This window comes from Pseudomonas sp. C9-3 (assembly GCF_032392015.1).
In the GTDB taxonomy this organism is placed as follows: Bacteria; Pseudomonadota; Gammaproteobacteria; order Pseudomonadales; family Pseudomonadaceae; genus Pseudomonas; species Pseudomonas nitroreducens.
Genome location: NZ_CP135919.1, coordinates 966413 through 980741 on the forward strand (window position 1 = coordinate 966413; position 14329 = coordinate 980741).

The following is a 14329-nucleotide window of genomic DNA, read 5'->3' on the forward strand; positions in this document are numbered from 1 at the left end:
CAGCTGTGGATGGATGTGATTTTCCACCAGCGTAGTCTGGTGGCTTACTTGCCCTGGAGCCGTTCGCGATGAACCCCGCCGCTCTACTGAACCTGCTCGCCCTGGCCGCCATCTGGGGTGCCAGCTTCCTGTTCATGCGCCAACTGGTGCCGGCCATCGGGGTGATGCCGACGGCGTTCTTCCGGGTGTTCCTGTCCGCCGTCGGGCTGGTGGTGATCCTGCTGGTAATGCGCACGCGCTGGGATTTCCGCGGCAAGTTCGGGCGCATCCTGCTTATCGGCGTGATCAGCTCGGGCATCCCGGTACTGATGTACAGCCTGGCAGCGCAGTTCCTGCCGGCCGGCTACTCGGCGATCTTCAACGCCACCACGCCGCTGATGGGCGTGCTGATCGGCTCGCTGTTCTTCGGCGAGGCGCTGACCGGCGCCAAGTCGCTGGGCGTGCTGCTGGGGTTGGCAGGCGTTGCAGTACTGACCCGCGCCGGCCCGGTCCCGTTCGATGCCGGGCTGCTCTGGGGGGCCGCCGCCTGTCTGGTGGCGACCACCTGTTACGGCTTCGCCGGCTTCATCACCAAGCGCTGGATCAACGACCAGGGCGGGCTGGATTTCGGCGTTTCTGCCCTTGGCAGCCAGACCGGCGCGACGCTGTGCCTGCTGCCGTTCTTCCTCGGCACCAGCCTGGACATGCCGCTGGCGCCGCTGCTGGAACCGAAAGTCCTGCTGGCCCTGGCCGGGTTGGGTTTTCTCTGCACCTCCTTCGCCTACGTCCTGTACTTCCGCCTGCTGGCCAGCATCGGTCCGCTGAAGACCATGACGGTGACTTTCCTGATCCCGCCCTTCGGCGTGTTCTGGGGCGTGTTGCTGCTGGACGAGTCGCTGTCCTGGGCGCACCTGCAGGGTGGCGTGCTGATCGCCGCGGCGCTGTGGCTGGTGCTGCGGCCGGCGCCGGTGGCGAAGGTGGAAGCGGCGGGGTGATTGGGTAGTGAGGGGCGGGCGCTGAAAGTTCGGCGCAGCAGGTTCCCCTCACCCCAGCCCTCTCCCTGAGGGAGAGGGAGCCGTTCGTGGCGGCTGACACAAGGGCTTCTCCCTGCACCCAAACCGTCCCCTCTCACTGAGGGAGAGGGGACGTTCGTGGCGGCCGGCACAAGGGCTTCTCCCTGCGCCCAGACCGTCCCCTCTCCCCTTGGGAGAGGGTTAGGGTGAGGGAGTCACCCTCGCAGCGGGCTATCCGTTATCCACCACTTGTGCGTTCCCAGCGCCCTGCGCCGGAGCCGTTTTGCGAAACACCAGCATCAACCCCATCACGATCAGCCCCATGCCCAGCAGCCCGAGGGCGGACAGGCGATTGCCGAACACCGCGTAATCCATCAGCGCCGTGACGGCAGGCACCAGGTAGAACAGGCTGGTGACATTGACCAGGTTGCCCGCCGCGATCATCCGGTAGAGCAGCACGGTGGCCAGCACCGAGACCATCAGCCCCATCCACAGTGCACTGAGAATGAACGCAGCATTCCATTCCACGTGCAGCGGCTGGAAGGGCGCCACGGCGACGCACAGCGCCAGCCCGGCGATGTACTGCAGCGGCAGGGTGCCCAGCGGATTCTCGCGGATGTTCTTCTGCAGGATCGAGCCGCCGGTGATCGACAGCAGCGCCAGCAGGCAGCAGGCCAACCCGGCGAAGGTCAGGCCCGAGAGACCGATGCTCTGGTAGACCACCATCACCAGCCCGATCAGCCCTAGCGCTAGACCGGCAAGGCGCGGCGCCGAATGCCGGCGTTCGAGCAGGAAGCTGGTCAGCATCGGCTGCACGCCCAGCACTGTGGCGATCACGCCAGGGGTGACGTGCAGGTCCAGCGCCATCAGGTAGAAGATCGGGTAGATGCCCAGCATCACCAGGCCGGTGAGCACGGCGTGGCGAATCTGCTTGCGCTCGCGCGGCCAGCGCAGGCCGATCAGCGGCGAGAGGATCAGCAGCGCCAGCAGCGCGGTGCCGAAGCGGGCGATGAGGAACACCATCGGCGAGGCATGGGCCAGGCCCCACTTGCTGATGATGGCGGCGCTGCTCCACAGCAGCACGAACAGCGAAGTACTGGCCAGGCCGGCCAGGGAAGAACGAGTGAACGAAATCATGCAATGCACCTGTCGTCAGGCAGATCACGCCCGGCCTGCGTAGGGCCGGACACATACCGGGAGCCGCGTCAGTTCAACGCGGAAAACCAGGCGATGGAAAACGTGTGAGGCGTCAGAAACTCACGCCGGGTGGCGGGTAGGCCGCACCGGGTGGCGGAGGCGACGCGACAGCGACGACAGGAGGGGGAGGGCAGGCCGCGCCCGCACCCGCGCCGCGTGCCGGGGAGGCTGCAGCGATGATTGCCGGATCGGGCAATGGGTATCGGGACATGGACGGCGAACCTGTTCAGTGGAGGCAGCAACGGCGCTGCGTGGGCTGACTATAGCGGGCGTTGCGCGAGCACGCGAGCCCTGTGCGAGTCGCGCGGCAATCTGCGATTCCTGCGACAGAAACGACAACGCGCGGCCGGGGCCGCGCGTTGTCAGGCAAGGGTGACGCTTACTTGCCGGTCTTGATGGTGTTCCAGGTGCGGGTACGTACGCGGTCGATCTTCATCGGCATGGATTCGAGGGCGAACAGCTTGGCCATCTTGTCCTGCGGCGGGTAGATCGCCGGGTCCGCCTTGATCGCCTTGTCCACCAGCGGGTCGGCAGCCAGGTTGCCGTTGGCGTAGTGCACGTAGTTGCTCACGCCGGCCATCACTTCGGGGCGCAGCAGGTAGTTCATGAAGGCGTAGGCGGCTTTCTCATCCGGCGCGTCGTTCGGCATGGCGACCATGTCGAACCACAGCGGCGAGCCTTCCTTCGGGGTGGAGTACTGGATTTCCACGCCGTTCTTGGCTTCCTTGGCGCGGGTGGCAGCCTGCAGGATGTCGCCGGAGAAGCCGACGGCTACGCAGATCTCGCCGTTGGCCAGGTCGCTGACGTACTTGGAGGAGTGGAAGTAGCGGATGTACGGACGCACCTTGAGCAGCGCTTCCTCGGCCTTCTTGTAGTCATCCAGCTTCTGGCTGTGATGCGGCAGGCCCAGGTAGTTCAGGGTGATCGGCAGCAGTTCCGGGCCGTTGTCCAGCACCGCTACGCCGCACTTGGCCAGCTTTTCCATGTACTCGGGCTTGAAGAAGATGTCCCAGGAATCGATCGGCGCGTTGTCGCCGAGGACTTCCTTGATCTTCGCCGGGTTGTAGCCGATGCCGGTGGTGCCCCACAGGTAGGGGAAGCCGTGCTCGTTGCCCGGGTCGTTCACTTCCAGCGCCTTCATCAGCACCGGGTTGAGGTTCTTCCAGTTCGGCAGCTGGCTCTTGTCCAGCTTCTTCAGCGCGCCGGCCTGGATCTGCTTGGCCATGAAGTGGTTCGACGGCACCACGATGTCGTAACCGGATTTGCCGGTCATCAGCTTGCCATCGAGGGTTTCGTTGCTGTCGTAGACGTCGTAAGTCGCCTGGATGCCGGTTTCCTTGGTGAAGGTCGGCACGGTGTCCGGGGCGATGTAGTCGGACCAGTTGTAGATCTTGACGCTGTCGGCCTGGGCGGCGCCGGCGGAGACAGCGAGGGAGAGTGCAAGGGTGGAGAGCAACGGGGCGGAAATTTTCATTCTTGTGTTCCTGACAACGGTGCGGAAAGCCCGGGCCATCCGCGAAAGATGGGCGACGCTTCGTCGCGGGCTGGGCAAGAATTAACCATTTTGCCGGAACATGGCGAGAGGCCATGGCTGCCTGCGGGTCCGCAGACAGCGCATGTGGCCCGAGCCGTACCGAGTCGGCACGGCAGGCAGGAGACCGCCCCGCAGAGGGGCGGAATAGAGCTTACTGGACCAGTTCCTGGTCCTCGAACAGGCCGTCGAACAGCATGCTGGAGAGGTAGCGTTCGCCGGAGTCCGGCAGCACTACCACGATGGTCTTGCCCTGCATGGTCGGCTCTTCGGCCAGCTTCGCCGCCGCGGCCATGGCGGCGCCACTGGAGATGCCGCAGAGGATGCCTTCTTCCTGCATCAGGCGCAGGGCCATGCTCTTGGCGTCCTCGTCGGCGATGGTGGCCACGCGGTCAACCAGCGACAGGTCCAGGTTCTTCGGCACGAAGCCGGCACCGATGCCCTGGATCTTGTGCGGGCTGGGTTTGACTTCTTCGCCGGCCAGGGTCTGGCTGATTACCGGTGAGCTGACCGGTTCCACGGCCACCGAGAGGATCGGCTTGCCCCTGGTGTTCTTGATGTAGCGCGACACGCCGGTGAGGGTGCCGCCGGTGCCGACGCCGGCCACCAGCACGTCCACCGCGCCATCGGTGTCGTTCCAGATTTCCGGGCCGGTAGTCTTCTCGTGGATCGCCGGGTTGGCCGGGTTGTCGAACTGCGCCGGCATGAAGTACTTCGCCGGGTCGCTGGCGAGGATTTCCTCGGCCTTGGCGATGGCGCCCTTCATGCCCTTGGCCGGCTCGGTCAGCACCAACTCGGCGCCCAGGGCCTTGAGCACCTTGCGGCGCTCCAGGCTCATCGAGGCGGGCATGGTCAGGATCATCTTGTAGCCGCGGGCGGCGGCGACGAAGGCCAGGCCGATGCCGGTGTTGCCGGAGGTCGGTTCGACGATGGTCATGCCCGACTTCAGACGGCCGCTGGATTCGGCGTCCCAGATCATGTTGGCGCCGATACGGCATTTCACCGAGTAACCGGGGTTGCGGCCTTCGATCTTGGCCAGGATGGTGACGCCGCGCGGGGCGATGCGGTTGATCTGGACCAGCGGCGTATTGCCGATGGACTGCGCGTTGTCGGCGTAGATGCGGCTCATGATGCGTTCCTTAGGTTGGAGCTGTGCAGACCCAGCAGCCTATGCCCGGCGGGCTTCGTAGTCCAGTCGGGACGCCCGGCTCAGTCGGGCTGCGCGTCGCTGAAGATGGCCTCGATGGGCAGCTTGAAAACCCGGGCTATACGAAAGGCCAGCGGCAGGCTGGGGTCGAACTTGCCACTCTCGATGGCGATCACGCTCTGCCGCGAAACCCCCAGTTGCGTGGCGAGGTCCTGCTGGCTCCAGCCGTGCTCGGCGCGCAGTTCCTTGAGGCGATTGTGCATGGCTGCTCCTCAGCTTCTTCAGACGAATCGGCGGCGCAGCAGTACCACGGCGACGCCGTAGGCAGCCCAGAACAGCGGGAAGGCGAGGATTACCGGGAAGCGCGGCCAGGCGGCGTACTGTTCGAGGAAGCCCCAGGCGCTGAACAGCCCGACCACCACGCCGCCGGCCAGCATCGCCGCGCGGGACAACAGGAATCGCAGGAATTCGTCCGGCTCGCTGCGCAGGTAGCGGTCGAACACGTAGAGCATCGCCAGCAGCGGCAACGCCGGAGAGGCGGCGGCCAGGACGCGCAGGGCATATGGCAGCTTCTGCAGGTCCAGCCCCCAGCTGATCAGCGCCACCAGGGCGGAGTAGATGAACATGAGGGCGGCACAGGACAGGGTGTAGCGGCGCAGGGCGGGATTCATCGCGGTCTCCTTGTGATGTAAAGTGAACTTAACATCGAGAATTCTGCGATGTAAAGTAAACTTGTCATCGGCAGGCCAATCGCGATCAGTCATCCCCTGACCCGCCATTCAATGACTGAATGCCGCGTCTGCGTTCACACTCGCCTTGGGTGCGCGGTATAGTCGCAGCTTGTCCGACCACTCGCCCGGCCCGGCAGAATGCCTGGCCCGCTATCGTTCGAGGATTCACCGATGAAGTTCGAAGGCACCCAGTCCTACGTCGCCACCGACGACCTCAAGCTGGCGGTCAACGCCGCCATCACCCTGCAGCGCCCGCTGCTGGTGAAAGGCGAGCCGGGTACCGGCAAGACCATGCTCGCCGAGCAGCTGGCGGAATCCTTCGGCGCCAAGCTGATCACCTGGCACATCAAGTCCACCACCAAGGCCCACCAGGGCCTCTACGAGTACGACGCGGTCAGCCGCCTGCGCGACTCGCAGCTGGGCGTGGACAAGGTCCACGACGTGCGCAACTACATCAAGAAGGGCAAGCTCTGGGAGGCCTTCGAGGCCGAAGAGCGCGTGATCCTGCTGATTGACGAGATCGACAAGGCCGACATCGAGTTCCCCAACGACCTGTTGCAGGAACTCGACAAGATGGAGTTCTTCGTTTACGAGACCAACGAAACCATCAAGGCCAAGCAGCGCCCGATCATCATCATCACCTCCAACAACGAGAAGGAACTGCCGGACGCCTTCCTGCGCCGCTGCTTCTTCCACTACATCGCCTTCCCCGACCGCGAGACCCTGCAGAAGATCGTCGACGTGCACTACCCGAAGATCAGCGGCACGCTGGTCAGCGAGGCGCTGGACATCTTCTTCGACGTGCGCAAGGTTCCCGGCCTGAAGAAAAAGCCCTCCACCTCCGAACTGGTGGACTGGCTGAAGCTGCTGATGGCCGACAACATCGGCGAAGCCGTGCTGCGCGAACGCGATCCCACCAAGGCCATCCCGCCGCTGGCTGGTGCCCTGGTGAAGAACGAGCAGGACGTTCAATTGCTTGAGCGTCTTGCCTTCATGAGCCGCCGCGCGAGTCGCTGAGGCTCTTACTCCCTCTCCCTTCAGGGAGAGGGCCGGGGAGAGGGAAATGGCCCCGTGGCGTGCTTGCCCTCTCCCTAACCCTGGCTACGCGCCCCGCTCCGAAGGGAGAGGGGACCGTTACTTGCGATTTCCGAGGGCATCTCCATGCTGCTCAACCTGTTCAACGAAATGCGCGCGGCCAAGGTGCCGGTGTCGGTGCGCGAGCTGCTCGACCTGATCGATGCGCTCAAGCACCGCGTCGTGTTCGCCGACATGGACGAGTTCTACTACCTCGCCCGCACCATCATGGTGAAGGACGAGCGCCATTTCGATAAGTTCGACCGGGCCTTCGGCGCCTACTTCAAGGGCCTGGAAAAGCTCGACGACCACCTCAAGGCGCTGATCCCCGAAGAGTGGCTGCGCAAGGAATTCGAGCGCCTGCTGACCGACGAGGAGCGTGCGCAGATCCAGTCCCTGGGTGGCCTGGACAAGCTCATCGAGGAATTCAAGAAGCGCCTCGAGGAGCAGAAGGAACGCCACGCCGGCGGCAACAAGTGGATCGGTACCGGCGGCACCAGCCCGTTCGGCTCCGGTGGCTTCAACCCCGAGGGCATCCGCGTCGGCGACGCCGGCAAGCGCCAGGGCAAGGCCGCCAAGGTCTGGGACCAGCGCGAGTACAAGAACCTCGACGATCAGGTCGAGCTGGGCACGCGCAACATCAAGATCGCCCTGCGCCGCCTGCGCAAGTTCGCCCGTGAGGGTGCGGCAGAAGAGCTGGATATCGATGGCACCATCGACCACACCGCGAAGGATGCCGGCCTGCTCAACATCCAGATGCGTCCCGAACGCCGCAACACTGTGAAGCTCCTGCTGCTGCTGGATATCGGCGGCTCGATGGATGCCCACGTGAAGGTCTGCGAAGAACTGTTCTCGGCCTGCAAGACCGAGTTCAAGCACCTCGAGTACTTCTACTTCCACAACTTCATCTACGAGTCGGTGTGGAAGAACAACCTGCGTCGTTCCAGCGAGCGCACCGCCACCTTCGACCTGCTGCACAAGTACGGGCCGGACTACAAGGTGGTGTTCGTCGGCGACGCCGCCATGGCGCCCTACGAGATCACCCAGGCCGGCGGCAGCGTCGAGCACTGGAACGAGGAGGCTGGCTACGTCTGGATGCAGCGCTTCATGGAGAAGTACAAGAAGCTCATCTGGATCAACCCGTACCCGAAGGACACCTGGAACTACACCGCCTCCACCGGTCTCGTGCGCGAGTTGGTGAAGGAGCAGATGTTCCCGCTGACCCTGAGCGGTCTGGAAGAGGGCATGCGCTTCCTCTCCCGTGGTTGAGTTCTGCCGCGGTTGAGCTCCGGAACGGTGCGCCCGCACCGTTCTGATGTCCGCAAAGGTAACCCTGCCGCGAGGCTCGAAACTTCCGCATCGCGTCCGAGACCCCGTAAGATGGGGATCGATCCGGCCACGCTGGGTGGCCGGCACGCAACTTGCCTGCTCCTGACCTGCCCCCGTGCTGGTAACACTGACGGGGGCGCCGTAGCGTCTACGATGGGCATCGAATGAATCCTCTGACCTTCTCCCGCTCCACCTGGCTCAACTCCCTGCACATGACGTCGCTGACCGTCGCGCTGATGGAGTCCGAGGGGCACAGCCGCGAGTCCATCCTCGAGGGCAGCGGCATCACCGGCGACGACCTGCTCGACTTGCGTCGGCTGGTCAGCCCCTGGCAGGAACAGCAGGTCTTCGGCAATGTGCAGAATCTTGCTGGCGAGCCCGCACTCGGCCTGCGCCTGGGCGTGCGCACGCGGATCACCGCCTATGGCCTGCTCGGCTACGCACTGATCTCCGCGCCGACCCTGGGCGAGGCGCTGCGCATCGGCCTGAGCTATCCGGTATTGCTGGGCACCTACTTCCACCTCGCGCTGGAAGTGGACGGCGACATGGCCTGGCTGGTCGCCACCGGCTACGGCGAAGAGGAGGACATGCGCCCGTTCAACACCGAGCTGTGCCTGGGCTCGCTGAAGGTGGCCTGCGCCGACCTGCTGGGCCAGCCGCTGCCGCTGGTGCGCGCGGAGTTCGACTACGAAGGTCCGGTCGATCGCCGCGCGGCCTACGCCACGTTGTTTGGCTGCCAGTTGAGTTTCAACTGCTCGCGCAGCGCCATCGGTTTCCCCGCCAGTTGGCTGGACATGCGCCTGCCACTGGCGGATGCCGTGACGCACCGCGAGATGCTGGAGCAGTGCCGACGCCAGAACATCGACCTGGCGGCCCGCCGCGCCTGGCTGGACAAGGTCCGCGCGATCCTCGGCGAACGCCTGCAGGAGCCGCCGGGCCTGGAAGAACTGGCGCGCCGCCTCAACTGCTCCTCGCGCAGCCTGCGCCGCCACCTGCAGCAACAGCAGACCAGCTACCAGCAATTGCTCGACGAATTGCGCTTCGCCCGTGCCAAGGAACTGCTGCAGGACGGCGACATGCCGATCTACCGCATCGCCGAGGAGCTCGGCTTCAGCGAAACCGCCAGCCTGCGCCACGCCTTCCAGCGCTGGAGTGGCCAGCCGCCGAGCCACTTCCGTGCATAAAAGGCCGTGCATAAAAGGCCGCGCCTAAGCGTCGTGCGTAAAAAGCCGCGCCTGAGATCCGCGCGAAATTGTCGCAGATCAAGGTGCAGGCTGGCCCGACAGGCATAGCCTTCTGGAATCCCACAAGGAAACTCCCGAGGGCCTGACCATGGCCAAGAAATTCCCGCTCAATCCACCGCACCCCGAGCGCATCTGCTGGGGCTGCGACCGCTACTGCCCGGCCACCAACCTGGCCTGTGGCAACGGTGCGGACCGCACCATGCACCCAGCCGAGATGCTCGGTGACGACTGGTATCAATTCGGTGATTGGGGTATCGAGGCGCCGAAAACGATTTCTGCCGTGCAACTGGAGCCTTCCAGCTAGCACACACCCGCGCCGTTGCGGCGCCGGCCATGAAAAAGCGCGCATTCCCTCCCCGGAATGCGCGCTTTTTCGTCATCAGCCCTTGGCGGGCGTGATGCCGTAGATCTTCTGGAAGCGGGCGATCAGGCCGACCGGCTTCTTCTCTTCCTTCTGCATCAGGTACACCACACGCTCGCCGTTGGGGCCGCTGGCGATTTCGGTGTGGCGGAAGATCGGCTCGCCCAGGCCGTTCATGTCGACCATGTCGCCGTAGCGCTGGGCCACATAGATCACGCCTTCCTGGCGGATTTCGCCGTAGAAGCCGGCGGCCGGCGGCAGGCTCTGCTTGTAGAACTGGTAGGAGGCGATCTTCTTCGCGTCCTTGTCCTTGTCCTCGGCGCGGACGACCAGGACGACGTTCTGGCCGAACTTGTCCTTCTCGCCCACTTCCTTGGTGTAGGTGGTCTTGCCGGTCACGATGTAGTCGCGGTAGACGGCGGTGTCATCGAACAGGTACAGGGTCTCGTCGGTACGCACCAGGTACCAGTCGTCGTTGTTGGGCGTGGCTTCCTTGCTGGCTACCGGAGCCTGGGCGGCGCAGCCAGCGAGGGCGGCGACGAGCAGAGCGATGGATGCAGCTTTGTTGGCTTTGTTATTGGACATCTCGGGGGCTTCCCTGGGTTGAAAGCCTGCGAGTTTCAATGGGCCACATAACGGATTGATGACGGGCAAATGACGAATTGTTTCGAAGCTGCAGCGCCCGGATCACGGGCGTTGCAGGCAGTCTCCCGGCGATTCAGGGGCGTGCTTCGAGGATCAGGTTGAACGGCGTTTCGGCCGCCCGGCGGAAGCGGCTGAAGCCGGCTTGCTCGAACACCTTGCGCAGACGTGCCTCGCCGGCCTGGGCTCCCAGCCCCAGGCCGACTTCCTGGGACAGCGAGTTGGGCGTGCAGATGAAGGTGGAGGCGGCATAGAACAACCGACCAACCGGGTTCTGGTTGTCGTCCAGTTGGTCGTTGGCGAACGGCTCCACGAGCAGCACGGTGCCGTCGGGCTTGAGTGCCTGGCGCGCGTGCTGTGCGGCGCCCACCGGGTCGCCCATGTCGTGCAGGCAGTCAAAGAAGCAGATCAGGTCGTAGTCGTTGCCGGGGTAGTCCTTGGCGCTGGCACGCTGGAAGCTGGCGCGCTCGGCGACGGCCGCCTGTTCGGCACGCCGGTTGGCGACTTCGACGGACGGCTGGTGGTAGTCGAAGCCGACGAAGTTCGAGGAGGGATAGGCCTGGGCCATGACGATGGTCGAGGCGCCGTGGCCGCAGCCGACGTCGGCAACCTTCGCGCCATTGCCGAGCTTGCCGACCACGTCTTCCAGCGCCGGCAGCCACTCGGCGACCAGGTGCGCGCGATAGCCGGGGCGGAAGAACTTCTCGGTCCCGGAGAACATGCAGGGATGGTGATCGCCCCAGGCCAGGGCGCCGTCGCCGCGCATGGCGGCGACCAGCTTGTCCTTGTCGTGGTACAGCGCAGCGACCACGGAGGCGCCGCCGGCGACATAGACCGGCGAGTCCTCGATGGCCAGGGCCATGGCCTGTTCTTCCGGCAGGCGGAAATTGCCGTCCCGATGCTCCATGTAGCCGGAGGCGGCGTGGGCGCTCAGCCATTCGCGCAGCAGGCGGGCATTGCAGCCGGTGCGTTCGGCCAATTGTTCCGGAGTCACGGCCATGCCGTCCGCCATGGCTTTGTACAGGCCGAGTTCTTCGCCAAGAATGATGTTGGCGAGCATGGCCGCGCCACCCATGTCGGTGACCAGTTTGCCCATGAATTCGTTGAGTCTGGCTTCGTCCATCGCGCGGTCTCCTGCACAGGACCACCGCGTATGCGTCCGCGCGACGGCGGTCGGGAAGGAAGGGGCCACGAGGAAATGCTGGATACCTTTCGTCAGGTTGGGCTCCAGCCGTGATGGCCCGGATTTTGTCACGCAATGGCTGCTCGTGGTGGAGCCATGCGTGCGAACCAGCCAAATTGGACGTTTCTACCTTCGACTGCACTTTGGGTAGTCAATTCAGCTAGCTATGGCCCGAGCAGGGCCCTGTTGGTAAGTCTAGTTTCGCCAGTTTATACGCGGGAAATGACCGATCTGCGGTCGCGACTTTCACGATAGCGGGTCAGGCGGTTGTCTTGGAGGCCGGTACGACCACGAAATCTTCGGCGATGGCACGAGCCCCCGCCTCACGGCGTAAATCGGCAGATACGCTGCGCAACTGCTCCCCGCCAAGTGGCGTAGATGCTCCACCAAGTCAGCAGGACGTCAAAACGGGGCTTGCAATGATTGGGCAACAGCTCGCGTGTATCTGCAAATCTAGTGGAGCAGCTTGCAGATATTTTGTGCGCCACCGATGTCGCTTCAGGAAATATCCTTGGGGTCTGGTTCGTCTGTGACAAAAAACGTTAGCATGCCGCCCGGAGAAGTGGAGTTGCCTAGGCTGGCCTATATATTCACTTCCTTCGCCACCCCTGGATGCGGGCCATCTTCTCGGAACTTTTTGACCGAAGGCTTGCTCGTCAACTTCTTGTGACCACTTGTTTGGCCCATGAAAACTGCATGACTAGTATAGAACTCGAGACGCCGGATTGCCCGCTGTGTGGAAGCCCCGAACGCAGACCTTTGTATGACGGTCCAGGGGATGGTCCGTATGCCGTTTGTGCCTGTGTGGCTTGCGGCATGGCGTTTCTATCGCCACGTGCCACCGAGCGGGAGATGTTGTTGCTCTATCAAAGAGATCGGTATTTTGCTGGGGGAGAGGACGAGGGCTATTCGAACTACTCCAATCAGGAAGTACCTCTGCGGCGTACCTTTCGGCGTTTGCTCGAGTGTATGGATAAGGGTGGAAGGACTGGCGGTCGATTACTCGAAATTGGATGTGGGTATGGCTACTTTCTGGATGAAGCGAAGCCCTATTTCGCTCGAAGAGTAGGGACGGATTACTCGTCGGAGGCGGTTGCCAATTCTCGTCGATTTGCTGATTTTGTTATACAGGGAGGGGCTGATGACGTTGGCGATGAGGAAAAGTTTGACTGTATTGTCGCCATACATGTCGTTGAGCATGTGTATGATCCTCGAAAATTTGTGCAGTCCTTGCTCGAAAAGCTGAATTCGGGGGGGAGCCTTATTCTGGCAGCCCCCGACTTTGGAAGCTATTGGCGAAAGTTGATGGGTAACCGATGGCCGTCGTTCAAATTCCCCGAGCACGTGCAGTACTTCAGTTCGGAGACATTGTCTCGATTGATGGGGGAGTGTGGGCTTGAAGGTCTGGAAGGTATTCCTTATCCGCATGCTTTTCCGCTGCCGCTTATCGCATCGAAATTTGGATTGAAATTGCCTGCGGTGTTCGATCGGTTCAATTTATGGCTGCCGTCCACGACGGTAGCTTATGTGGGGACGAAAAATGGCTAATCCGAGTGAAAAGCCATTGTTGTCGTTGGTGATTCCGCTGTATCGAGAAGCCTCTCATTTCGCCTCATCTCTTCGCGAGATCGTTGCGGTACTTGAGTCGATTCCTGTTGACTTTGAGATAGTGCTTGTTGATGACGGCTCACCTGACGAGACTTGGTCTGTCATTCAACAGCAATGTATTGAATTTCCGCAGGTCAAGGCGGCTCGTTTGAGTCGGAACTTCGGGAAGGAAGCAGCATTGGCGGCTGGCCTGGAGCATGTGAGCGGAGACGCTGTTGTGGTCATGGATGGCGATCTGCAGCATCCCCCCAGCCTTATTGTTGAGATGCTGAAGCACTGGCAGGAGGGTGCTGAAGTCATTGAGGCAGTCAAACAACAGCGCGCAAAGGAAAGCCTGGCGGGGCGTCTTTCCAGTCGTCTTTTCTACAGCGTTTTCTCCAGATTGACCGGTTTCGATTTGCGCGGGGCATCAGATTTCAAGTTGATGGATCGCAAGGTTATTAATGCTTGGCGACGGATGGGGGAACGGAATCTATTCTTTCGCGGAATGAACGCCTGGCTCGGGTTCAAGCGCGTGCAAGTTCAATATAATGTCGACGATCGGGTTGATGGGCAGTCTGGTTGGTCGGTCATTCAGTTGGTGCGCTTGGCGGTAACTGCCGTCGCCTCGTTTTCAAGCATACCATTGTACTTCTTGATTTTTGCTGGCTTCGGTTTTTCCGTATTTGCTTTGGTCCTTGGTGTGCAAACACTTATTAGAAAAATTGACGGTTATGCAATTGATGGATTTACCACGGTCATTCTCCTGTTGTTGATTATTGGCAGTGGTATGATGTTTGGCCTGGGGCTGATTGGTATTTACATCGCGCGTATCTACGAGGAAGTGAAGAAGCGCCCTCGGTACATTATTGCTGAGTGGGTGGGGGATGCTCGTTAAGCAGTTTTTCCGGTACGTTATCGTTGGAGGGCTTGGTACTGTTTCCCATCTCGCAGTGCTCGCTGTCTGCGTAGAGGTATTAAATTGGCAGCCAGTGGTTGCCTCAATCGCTGGTTTTATTTCTGCGTTGCTAGTTTCATATAATCTCAATTATCACTGGGCCTTTCAATCTCGGCGCTCTCACATGGAGGGGGTCTGGCGGTACATTGTTGTTTCCTTGGGTGGGTTGCTGTTAAATGCTGGCATGATGTCTGCTTTGATAAAGTACGCACATGTTAATTACTTTCTATCTCAGTTGTATGTTGTGGCTGTCGTGCCGGTGTGTAATTTCATAATTAATCGCTATTGGACTTTTGGTGTGGGTAAGCGAGGACGTTAGCGTATAAGTAAGTTTTCGAGCGGGGCTTGTGCTA

At 62.0% G+C, this 14329-nt stretch carries 15 protein-coding genes; 8 read left to right on the plus strand and 7 right to left on the minus strand.

The window, feature by feature from the left end; all coding sequences use genetic code 11:
• Positions 1-68 precede the first annotated feature (68 nt).
• Complete coding sequence (locus RS899_RS04340; RefSeq protein WP_315809177.1) at positions 69-974, plus strand: DMT family transporter; 906 nt, start codon at positions 69-71, stop codon at positions 972-974.
• A 249-nt stretch (positions 975-1223) separates the two neighbouring features.
• On the opposite strand, the gene RS899_RS04345 is transcribed toward RS899_RS04340, so the two are convergent.
• The 5 genes from RS899_RS04345 to RS899_RS04365 form a co-directional block, all read right to left on the minus strand.
• A complete protein-coding gene (locus RS899_RS04345; protein WP_315809178.1) occupies positions 1224-2129 on the minus strand; it encodes a DMT family transporter in 906 nt (301 codons plus the stop codon).
• A gap of 439 nt (positions 2130-2568) precedes the next feature.
• A complete protein-coding gene (locus tag RS899_RS04350) occupies positions 2569-3663 on the minus strand; it encodes a polyamine ABC transporter substrate-binding protein (protein WP_024765275.1) in 1095 nt (364 codons plus the stop codon).
• A 211-nt stretch (positions 3664-3874) separates the two neighbouring features.
• Complete coding sequence (cysK, locus tag RS899_RS04355; RefSeq protein ID WP_054908186.1) at positions 3875-4849, minus strand: cysteine synthase A; 975 nt, start codon at positions 4847-4849, stop codon at positions 3875-3877.
• 80 nt (positions 4850-4929) lie between these two features.
• Entirely contained in the window at positions 4930-5130 is a 201-nt protein-coding gene (locus RS899_RS04360) for a helix-turn-helix transcriptional regulator (RefSeq protein WP_226046240.1), read from the minus strand.
• Between the two features lie 18 nt (positions 5131-5148).
• Positions 5149-5538 (minus strand): hypothetical protein, encoded by a 390-nt coding sequence (locus tag RS899_RS04365; RefSeq protein WP_054908188.1) that lies wholly within the window; start codon positions 5536-5538, stop codon positions 5149-5151.
• 231 nt (positions 5539-5769) lie between these two features.
• Here RS899_RS04365 and RS899_RS04370 point away from each other — a divergent pair, with 231 nt between their 5' ends.
• The 4 genes from RS899_RS04370 (at position 5770) to RS899_RS04385 (ending at position 9549) form a co-directional block, all read left to right on the plus strand.
• Positions 5770-6615 carry an AAA family ATPase gene (locus RS899_RS04370; protein ID WP_015476360.1) on the plus strand — a complete coding sequence of 282 codons (846 nt, stop codon included), beginning with the start codon at positions 5770-5772 and terminating at the stop codon, positions 6613-6615.
• A gap of 144 nt (positions 6616-6759) precedes the next feature.
• On the plus strand, positions 6760-7941 hold the full coding sequence (locus RS899_RS04375; RefSeq protein WP_015476361.1) for a vWA domain-containing protein: 1182 nt from the start codon (positions 6760-6762) through the stop codon (positions 7939-7941).
• A gap of 224 nt (positions 7942-8165) precedes the next feature.
• The gene (locus tag RS899_RS04380; RefSeq protein WP_054908189.1) at positions 8166-9185 is read left to right on the plus strand and encodes an AraC family transcriptional regulator; all 1020 of its coding nucleotides are present in this window, start codon (positions 8166-8168) and stop codon (positions 9183-9185) included.
• A gap of 148 nt (positions 9186-9333) precedes the next feature.
• Positions 9334-9549, plus strand: a complete 216-nt coding sequence (locus RS899_RS04385) for a DUF3079 domain-containing protein (protein WP_024765270.1) — start codon at positions 9334-9336, stop codon at positions 9547-9549.
• Positions 9550-9624: 75 nt separating this feature from the next.
• On the opposite strand, the gene RS899_RS04390 is transcribed toward RS899_RS04385, so the two are convergent.
• Both RS899_RS04390 and RS899_RS04395 read right to left on the minus strand, forming a co-directional pair.
• A complete protein-coding gene (locus RS899_RS04390; protein ID WP_315809179.1) occupies positions 9625-10191 on the minus strand; it encodes a hypothetical protein in 567 nt (188 codons plus the stop codon).
• Between the two features lie 133 nt (positions 10192-10324).
• Positions 10325-11371 (minus strand): class I SAM-dependent methyltransferase, encoded by a 1047-nt coding sequence (locus RS899_RS04395; RefSeq protein WP_315809180.1) that lies wholly within the window; start codon positions 11369-11371, stop codon positions 10325-10327.
• A 756-nt stretch (positions 11372-12127) separates the two neighbouring features.
• On the opposite strand from RS899_RS04395, the gene RS899_RS04400 reads away from it, so the two are divergent.
• From RS899_RS04400 to RS899_RS30725, 3 genes are read left to right on the plus strand one after another with little or no spacing between them, the layout of a single operon-like run.
• Positions 12128-12979, plus strand: coding sequence for a class I SAM-dependent methyltransferase (locus tag RS899_RS04400; protein WP_315809181.1), 852 nt, complete (start codon positions 12128-12130; stop codon positions 12977-12979).
• A complete protein-coding gene (locus RS899_RS04405) occupies positions 12972-13916 on the plus strand; it encodes a glycosyltransferase family 2 protein (protein WP_315809182.1) in 945 nt (314 codons plus the stop codon). Before RS899_RS04400 ends, RS899_RS04405 begins: the two co-directional genes overlap by 8 nt.
• Positions 13906-14295, plus strand: coding sequence for a GtrA family protein (locus RS899_RS30725; RefSeq protein WP_409978041.1), 390 nt, complete (start codon positions 13906-13908; stop codon positions 14293-14295). The genes RS899_RS04405 and RS899_RS30725 overlap by 11 nt, the downstream gene beginning before the upstream one ends.
• Positions 14296-14329: the final 34 nt, after the last annotated feature.

Excerpts from the sequence above, each read along its gene's own strand:
- RS899_RS04340 (WP_315809177.1), top strand. The coding sequence starts at position 69 with ATGAACCCCGCCGCTCTACTGAACCTGCTCGCCCTGGCCGCCATCTGG.
- RS899_RS04345 (WP_315809178.1), bottom strand. The coding sequence starts at position 2,129 with ATGATTTCGTTCACTCGTTCTTCCCTGGCCGGCCTGGCCAGTACTTCG.
- RS899_RS04350 (WP_024765275.1), bottom strand. The coding sequence starts at position 3,663 with ATGAAAATTTCCGCCCCGTTGCTCTCCACCCTTGCACTCTCCCTCGCT.
- cysK (WP_054908186.1), bottom strand. The coding sequence starts at position 4,849 with ATGAGCCGCATCTACGCCGACAACGCGCAGTCCATCGGCAATACGCCG.
- RS899_RS04360 (WP_226046240.1), bottom strand. The coding sequence starts at position 5,130 with ATGCACAATCGCCTCAAGGAACTGCGCGCCGAGCACGGCTGGAGCCAG.
- RS899_RS04365 (WP_054908188.1), bottom strand. The coding sequence starts at position 5,538 with ATGAATCCCGCCCTGCGCCGCTACACCCTGTCCTGTGCCGCCCTCATG.
- RS899_RS04370 (WP_015476360.1), top strand. The coding sequence starts at position 5,770 with ATGAAGTTCGAAGGCACCCAGTCCTACGTCGCCACCGACGACCTCAAG.
- RS899_RS04375 (WP_015476361.1), top strand. The coding sequence starts at position 6,760 with ATGCTGCTCAACCTGTTCAACGAAATGCGCGCGGCCAAGGTGCCGGTG.
- RS899_RS04380 (WP_054908189.1), top strand. The coding sequence starts at position 8,166 with ATGAATCCTCTGACCTTCTCCCGCTCCACCTGGCTCAACTCCCTGCAC.
- RS899_RS04385 (WP_024765270.1), top strand. The coding sequence starts at position 9,334 with ATGGCCAAGAAATTCCCGCTCAATCCACCGCACCCCGAGCGCATCTGC.
- RS899_RS04390 (WP_315809179.1), bottom strand. The coding sequence starts at position 10,191 with ATGTCCAATAACAAAGCCAACAAAGCTGCATCCATCGCTCTGCTCGTC.
- RS899_RS04395 (WP_315809180.1), bottom strand. The coding sequence starts at position 11,371 with ATGGACGAAGCCAGACTCAACGAATTCATGGGCAAACTGGTCACCGAC.
- RS899_RS04400 (WP_315809181.1), top strand. The coding sequence starts at position 12,128 with ATGACTAGTATAGAACTCGAGACGCCGGATTGCCCGCTGTGTGGAAGC.
- RS899_RS04405 (WP_315809182.1), top strand. The coding sequence starts at position 12,972 with ATGGCTAATCCGAGTGAAAAGCCATTGTTGTCGTTGGTGATTCCGCTG.
- RS899_RS30725 (WP_409978041.1), top strand. The coding sequence starts at position 13,906 with ATGCTCGTTAAGCAGTTTTTCCGGTACGTTATCGTTGGAGGGCTTGGT.